General features: G+C 51.3%; 3 protein-coding genes. All 3 read right to left on the bottom strand.

Annotation, left to right across the window (positions count from 1 at the left end; translation table 11 throughout):
- Positions 1 to 1,143: CaiB/BaiF CoA-transferase family protein (locus Q7V48_03665; protein ID MDO9209832.1), on the bottom strand; the 1,143-nt coding region annotated here is incomplete at its 3' end.
- 254 nt (positions 1,144 to 1,397) lie between these two features.
- Complete coding sequence (locus Q7V48_03660) at positions 1,398 to 2,600, bottom strand: 2-isopropylmalate synthase (protein ID MDO9209831.1); 1,203 nt, start codon at positions 2,598 to 2,600, stop codon at positions 1,398 to 1,400.
- 238 nt (positions 2,601 to 2,838) lie between these two features.
- The gene (locus Q7V48_03655; GenBank protein MDO9209830.1) at positions 2,839 to 3,183 is read right to left on the bottom strand and encodes an AAA family ATPase; all 345 of its coding nucleotides are present in this window, start codon (positions 3,181 to 3,183) and stop codon (positions 2,839 to 2,841) included.
- Between the last annotated feature and the right edge of the window lie 673 nt (positions 3,184 to 3,856).

Below are 3,856 nucleotides of genomic sequence, written 5' to 3'. Positions count from 1 at the left end.
GAAGCCCAAAAGGTTTTGCAGGACTTCTTCTGTATGCTCCCCCAATTCAGGGCAAGCCCTTTCGATCTTAACCGGTGTCCTGGACAGCTTCAACGGACTGTTTACTACCTTTAGCCTCCCCGCCTTTGAATGCTCCACCTCGGTGATCATCTCTCGCGCAGCAGTATGCGGATCATTAACCACTTGGTCGATGGAGTTTACGGGTCCGCAGGGGATATCGCTTTTATCCATCATGGCAACCCACTCAGCAGTCTTCTTGCTCTGAGTGATCTCCTTCAGAATCGGTTCCAACTGATCATGGTTTCGGGTCCTGGAAGGGTTATCTTTGAAACGTTCATCCCCCAGCAAGTCCGGGCGATTGATGACCTGGCACAACCTCTGCCAAAAGCGCTCTTCGCCCGCTGCCAGAACAATATGGCCGTCCTGCGTGGGGAAGGCTTGGAAAGGGGTACGTAACGGATGACGGGTACCGATACGCTGGGGAACCTCCCCGGTAGCGAAAAAGCGGGCAAAGGCATTTTCCAAAAGGGCGATTTGGCCGTCCAGCATGGAGATGTCAACCATTTGCCCTTGTCCGCTCGATTCGCGTTCGTGCAAGGCGGCAAGAACGCCCAGAGCGGTAAAAATTCCCCCTCCGATATCCCCGATTGAAAAACCAACGCGGACTGGAGGGCCTCCGGCCTCTCCCGTAATTGAAAGCGCTCCCCCCATGCCCTGCACAACTACATCGTAAGCTGGGCGGTGAGCGTAAGGCCCTTTCTGCCCAAAGCCCGAGCAGGCCGCGTAAATAATCCTCGGGTTGGTTTCCCGCAGCGCGCCATACCCCAATCCCAGGCGATCCATGACCCCTGGCCGAAAATTCTCCACTAGGACATCTGATTGATTCGCCAGAGCTAAAACGATCTCCTTGCCTTGGGGGTGCCGCAGGTTAACGGCTACGCTCTTCTTACCACGGTTGACGCTGAGGAAATAAGAGCTCACCCCTTCAATGAAAGGAAGACTCTTCCGCGAGGGGTCTCCTCCATCCGGGCTTTCCACCTTGATGACCTCGGCCCCTAAATCACATAGAACCATGGTGCAATAAGGCCCGGCCAAAGCCCAGGTCATATCCAGAACCCTTACTCCCTTTAATGGACCTGCCATAAACGATCCTCCTTAATTTATACTTTCGAATTTGATTTACATTTCCAAGGCCCGGTCCGGATTGAAGGTCATGGATCGAACCCCTTCAGGCCCTACAAGTCCCTTTCATCAGGGGAGCTGTGACCCCAGGGTCCTGGAATAAAATAGCCAAAGAGAGCAGAGCCCACCCGAGGGTGCGCCGGGCACTCTCAAGAACCAATACGGTGCATAACAAATTCAGTCAATAGGGTAAACTTGAAATTTTACTATTATTTTCATACCTCTGAACTTTTAATAATCTCGATTAACTCCTCATCCGTTAAAATTTTTCCCTTTTGTTTTTCACTCTTTTCCCTGATTCTCTCCATAATTTTGGGGTATAGCTCCTTGGAGACTTTCAGCCCCCATTCTTTACTCTTCAAGTTTAAAACATTGGGTCCTGCACTCTTCCCAATGACAAACCTCCTCTTATTGCCCAATAATTCTGGCCTCACCCCCTGAAAGGCAAAAGGCTCCTTTAGGATAGCAGCTACATGAGCGTCAGATTCATCGGCAAAGGCATATTCTCCGACAAACGGCTTATTCGTGGGAATGGGTAGTCCAGAAATTCTTTCCACCAATTTCGCCAGCTCATATAAATGGTCTAAGCGGATATGAGTTTTTACTTTATACAGAATTTCCAACCCCATCGCCACTTCGGCTAAAGAAGGGTTTCCCGAGCGTTCTCCCAGGCCATTGACTGATACATCGATCAAGGTTGCTCCGGCCTTCACTCCCGCAAAAACATTGGCTAAGGCCAAGCCAAAATCATTATGGCAGTGAAGGCCGATTAGGGGTTGTTTTTTCAGATGCCCAACCGTTTGGCAAACCCGGCGGATGAGGTAAGAGATCCCTTCTGGGGTGGCCGTGCCGACCGTATCGGCGATGCGGATGCGGTCTACCCCTTTATCCGCGACTCGGCGAATCATTGCCAATAAGAAATTTTCCTCCGCCCGAGTCGCATCCAGGAGACTTATGTTAATGATTTTGGCCCCCATTTTTTGGGCATGCTGGATGATATGATCCGCCCTTTGGAGCATTTGTTCGTCAGACAAAGGGGCATACATACTGCGGATATAGGAAGACATGGGCAAATACGAATGTAGGATATCTGCCCTGCAACTCAGGGCGGCTTCAATGTCCTTTTGCCAACCTTCGAAAGTTCCCCGGGTCATGACCTCTGTTTTGCTCGCCAAACCTAATTGGCAAATCGTCTCCACTTCCTTGTGTATATTTTTAGAACTTCCGGCTATTCCCACTTGAATCTGAGGAACTCCGATGGCATCTAATTTTTTGGCGAGTTCAATTTTTTCCGTCAAAGTAAAAGCCACGCCTGGCGTCTGTTCTCCATCGCGCATTGTTACATCGCACAAGATGACCTCTTGCGGCAGGCTGACCTCCAATCCCAAGGAGTTATAGCGACTCACGCATTGCTCCATCGGCTTCCTCCTGCTTTAGAGTATTCGGTCACCGGTTCGCTCAGACCGGGATATCTGGCTTCCCATGCATAAGAGGTAAGGAGGGCAGCGTCCACATAGAATGCCCCTTCAGGCAATGGAGCCCGTGCGAGGGCCAGATCGCCTTCGGCTCTCGCCAGCCAATCCTCTGCCGAACCAGGCTCTCCTCCTCCCTGCAGCTGTTCGCTTCACGGCCTCGGGATATCCGCCGGTTATCACTTTATCCAGGATCCGGGATTGATCTTCGGCGGGGGCCTTGGGGGTAGGAAGCTTCTCTTCGAAAAGGGCATCCACAAACCTTTATTGAATCCCCAACCTTTCCCCTTGCGAAAACGGCCAGAGATTCAAAATTTCCATCCAACCCAGCCAGGAATCCTGCGGGGTCCTGGCGAACTGCGGCCAACATGGAGAGGTTATCGAGGGTGATATAACGGGCCGGATGGTAATCGGAAGCAATGGCTTTGACGAGGGTGCTCTTTCCCGTCTGCCGGGCACCCGTCAAGAGGACCACCGGCGTATCGGAAAGCGCTTCCAGCAGGGAAGAGATAATATGCCGCTTGATCATAGTCGAATATTAACCAGTTACTGGTTGAAAATCAACCATTAAAATCGAAACCTTTGTTTAGTCCCTCCCCCCAAGGAAATAAATTAGCCACAGAGGACACAGAGATCACAGAGTTTTAAAACCATGATTAAGCAAAAGTAAAGAATACATGTCAAGTGCCTAAAGTGATCCGCCTAAGGCGGACTAAAGTTGAAAAAAGGAAATTCCTATACAATCGAGCTACTCCCTCATAGCCCATCTTCCCCACTGCCAACTGGCAAAACAAGAAAAGTATCAATTTAGCGGTTTGAAAAAGTGGTTTTACCACCTTTGTTGAGGCCCGGGGGCCTGGGCGGAACGCGCCGGAAGCATCGGCTGGGTTTCCGCTTGGCCACTAGGAACCCAGCGCGTTTCCGCCGGAGGAGGCGGGGGGGTTTCCCCGCCCCACCCGCGAAGAAATCAGCGCCTTATGATTCCACGCGGGCCGCCCAGGCCCCCGGGCCATGGATTCCCTCGGCCCTTACGCACCACCTCTTTTCAAAGGACTAAAGTGTTACGTTTTTATGAACGTCTCCAGATTTTTTACAAAATGATCAAAGGTCAATACCGAGAATTCCGGACTCAAAGGGATCGATTGGTCGGCCAGGCAAAGGATGACCCCCCTGGTGAAAGAAAGGGCGGAAAACGCTTTTTT

The sequence above is a fragment of the Deltaproteobacteria bacterium genome (assembly GCA_030654105.1).
Lineage (GTDB): Bacteria > Desulfobacterota > SM23-61 > SM23-61 > SM23-61 > JAHJQK01.
This window is presented reverse-complemented; position numbering and strand designations above follow the sequence as displayed.